We start from the raw sequence: 3,203 nt of genomic DNA, 5'->3' as shown, positions 1-3,203 counted from the left end.
GATGGTGACCAGGCCGGCGGTGAACGTGGTGAAGACGGCCGTGCGTGAGGGTCAGCCCTGCCCCGGAGTCGACGGCGTCACGCTCGTGGTGGAGGAGGGCCAGAAGGTCCGCTACTGCTACGTGGTCACCAACCCGGGCAGCGCGCCGCTGTTGAACGTGTCGTTGGTCGACGACAACGGCACCCCGCTGATCCTCGGCGACGACTTCGCGGTGACCCTGTCGGGTCTGTCCGATCAGGACGGTGACGGCCAGGCGGACGATCTGGCGGCTGGCGGCACCGCGACCGGGCAGTCGGAGCTCACGAGCTTCGAACCGGGCACCGTGATGAACGTGGCCACCGCCAGCGGATCGAGCAGGTCGGGCGAGCACCTCTCCGACACGGATACCGCCGTGGTGCGGGTCGATGACGTCGCGCCGACGATCTCGGTGACCAAGTCCGCTGACCCGACATCGGTGCCGGAGCCAGGGGCGCCGGTGACCTTCACCGTGTCGATCCAGAACACGTCGTCCGAGCCGGTGACGGTCACGGCCATCACCGATTCGATCGATGACGGCGCTCCGTTCGACGTCACGGTGGTGTCGGCACCGATCACGGCGACGACCTGCAAGATCGGCGCCTCGATCGCACCAGGATCCACGTACTCCTGCGAGTTCACCCTGGTCGTGTCGGGCAATGCTGAGGACGTCGTCACCGACGTGGTGCGAGCAACCGTCATCGATGATGACGGCACGACGGCCAGCGGCGAGGACGATGCCTCGGTCATCATCACCGATGTGCCACCGACGATCGAGGTCACCAAGGACGACGGCGGCGCGACCGTGGCGGCACCGGGTGGTGAAGTCACCTACACCGTGTCGATCCACAACACCTCGTTCGAGTCGGTGACGGTCACGGCCATCACCGACTCGATCGACGGAGGCACGCCCTTCAGCGTGACGGCACCCGCTACCGGTCCGGTACTCGCCACCACGTGCGAAGCGGGTGTGAGCATCGGTCCTGACGAGATCTACACCTGCGAGTTCACGGTGCGGGTCGAAGGCTCGGGTGGTGAGGTCGTCACCGACACGGTGGTGGCTTCGGTCGTGGATGACGACGGCACTCCAGCGTCTGACGATGACGACGAGCAGACCCCGGTCACCCCGGTCGCGGATCTGGCCATCGTGAAGGAGACGCCTGCGACGACCTTCACGGTCGGCGAGCAGGCGACCTACACGCTGCGAGTCACGAACAACGGACCGTCCACCGCGACGAACGTGGTGGTGACCGACCAACTTCCGGCCGGTTTGACCTTGGTGTCCGTCCAGCCGCCGAGTGGCTGGAGCTGCGGCGGCACGACCACCATCACCTGCACCGTGCCCTCGATGGGCGCCGGCACCACCGTGGAGGTCGCGCTCACGGTCCTCGTCGGCTCTGGTGCTCAACCGTCGGTGACCAACGTGGCCGAGGTTCGTGCCGATGAGCCGGACCAGATCCCGTCGAACAACCGTGACGATGTCACCACCCCGGTCGTCGCGGTGGCGGGCGTGACGCAGGCACGACCGGCGGTGCAGGCGGCGACCCTGCCGCGCACCGGTCTCGACCTCGCTCGGGGCGTCGGCGCCGGCGTGCTGCTCGTCGGATGCGGGCTGGTGCTGGTGTTGGCCGGGCGCCGGCGTCGAGCGTGACGCCGGGCGGCCGTAGCGCACGGTGTGTGATGGGTGCAGTCCTGTTGCTCGCCGGATGTAGGGCCGGCGAGCAACAGGCGGGCCCGCCCACCGCGACCAACTTCACCGGCGGAGGTCCAGCCCGGCTCGAGTTGGCGGGCGAGACCTTCACCTTCGCCGTGGCCTGCGAATCGACCGGGGGTGACGGCACCGGCACGTTGCTGATCTCGGGTCGGGGCACACGCGCCGATCAGGTCGCCATCGCGGTCAGCGCGGAGGCGTCGCTGGGTGACGGCACCGGCTCGATGGGTGCCAATCTCGGTGGCGATCCGCCGAAGGTGCTGCATGCCGCCGACGCCGTCGTGGAGAGCGGTCCACCGCTTCGGATCACCGGAGCCTTCGAAGGCATCGGGGTGGGCACCCTCGTGGTGGAAGGCTGCAGCCCCGGCCCGTGAGACCGTCGATCAACGCAGGATCGCCGCGAGGGCGTCGGGTGGGACGGCGGAGGCGAACAGGAACCCCTGGGCGAGGTCGCAGCCGAGCCCGCGCAACAGCTCCAACTGCTCAGTGCTCTCCACGCCTTCGGCGACCACGCTGAGATCAAGCTGACGCCCGAGGCCGGTGACCGCGGCGACGATCGCTCGATCCTCGGCGTCTTCGGCCAGCCCCGCGGTGAAGGAGCGGTCGATCTTGATTCGATCGACGGGGAGTCGCTTCAGATAGGTGAGGCTCGAGTAGCCGGTTCCGAAGTCGTCGATCGCGAGGGTCAAACCCCGTGATTTCAAGACGTCGATCGTCGCGATGAGCGAGCGGGGCGCGTCGACGAACACCGTCTCGGTCACCTCGAGGCAGAGCAGACTCGGATCGACGCCGGTCTCCTCGAGGGCCTCGAGCATCGTGTCACGGAAGTCCGGGTCGGCGATCTGCCGCCCCGACAGGTTGATCGACACCTGCGGCGGACGGTTCAGCTCCTCCTGCCACCGTGCCGCCTGGCGGCAGGCCTCACGCATCACCCAACGACCGATGGGGACGATGAGCCCGCTCTCCTCGGCCACGTGGAGGAACGAGCCGGGTTCGACGAGCTCACCACCGGGGCGCAGATAACGCAAGAGAGCCTCCACGGCCACGACCTCGTCGTTGCGCAGGTCGACGATGGGCTGGTAGTGCAGGACGAGCCGTTCGTCGCGCAGAGCGTCCTGCAGGTCGGCTTCCACCTCGAGCCGGTCGATGGCCAGATGCGCAAGCTGCTCGTCGAAGAGGCCGACGCGGCGGCGGCCGCTGCTCTTCGCTCGATACATGGCCAGGTCAGCGGCGCGCAGGAGGTTCGAAGGATCGTGCGCCGGACTCCGGGTGATGGCCACGCCGATGCTCCCAGAGATGTCCACCACCCGACCGGCGATGATGGCGGGACGGTTGAGTCCGTCACTGAGGCGATCCGCGAGGTGCAGCACCTGCTCGTCGTCCACGAAGTCCCCACACGCGACCACGAACTCGTCGCCGCCGATCCGGGCCACGGTGTCGTTCGGCCGGACTTCTGCAAGCAACCGGCGCGCCACCT

Annotated in this window: 3 protein-coding genes; 2 read left to right on the top strand and 1 reads right to left on the bottom strand. The window is 68.3% G+C overall.

The window, feature by feature from the left end; translation table 11 throughout:
- Positions 1-1,666 (top strand): DUF11 domain-containing protein (locus tag V7004_RS07865; protein WP_334143200.1); only part of this gene is annotated, 1,666 nt, incomplete at its 5' end.
- Positions 1,667-1,695: 29 nt separating this feature from the next.
- Positions 1,696-2,100 (top strand): hypothetical protein, encoded by a 405-nt coding sequence (locus tag V7004_RS07860; RefSeq protein ID WP_334143199.1) that lies wholly within the window; start codon positions 1,696-1,698, stop codon positions 2,098-2,100.
- A gap of 9 nt (positions 2,101-2,109) precedes the next feature.
- Here the strand turns inward: V7004_RS07860 and V7004_RS07855 are convergent.
- The coding region (locus V7004_RS07855) for a putative bifunctional diguanylate cyclase/phosphodiesterase (protein ID WP_334143198.1) at positions 2,110-3,203 on the bottom strand (1,094 nt) is incomplete at its 5' end.

Origin of the sequence: Rhabdothermincola sp. (assembly GCF_036846205.1) — a bacterium.
Classification (GTDB): Bacteria; Actinomycetota; Acidimicrobiia; order Acidimicrobiales; family Acidimicrobilacustridaceae; genus Rhabdothermincola.
Note: the sequence above shows the minus strand (reverse complement) of the source record. Positions and strands in the feature narration are given on the sequence as shown.

What these genes read in the sequence shown, in the direction of transcription:
- V7004_RS07860 (WP_334143199.1), top strand. Translation starts at nt 1,696, where the DNA reads ATGGGTGCAGTCCTGTTGCTCGCCGGATGTAGGGCCGGCGAGCAACAG.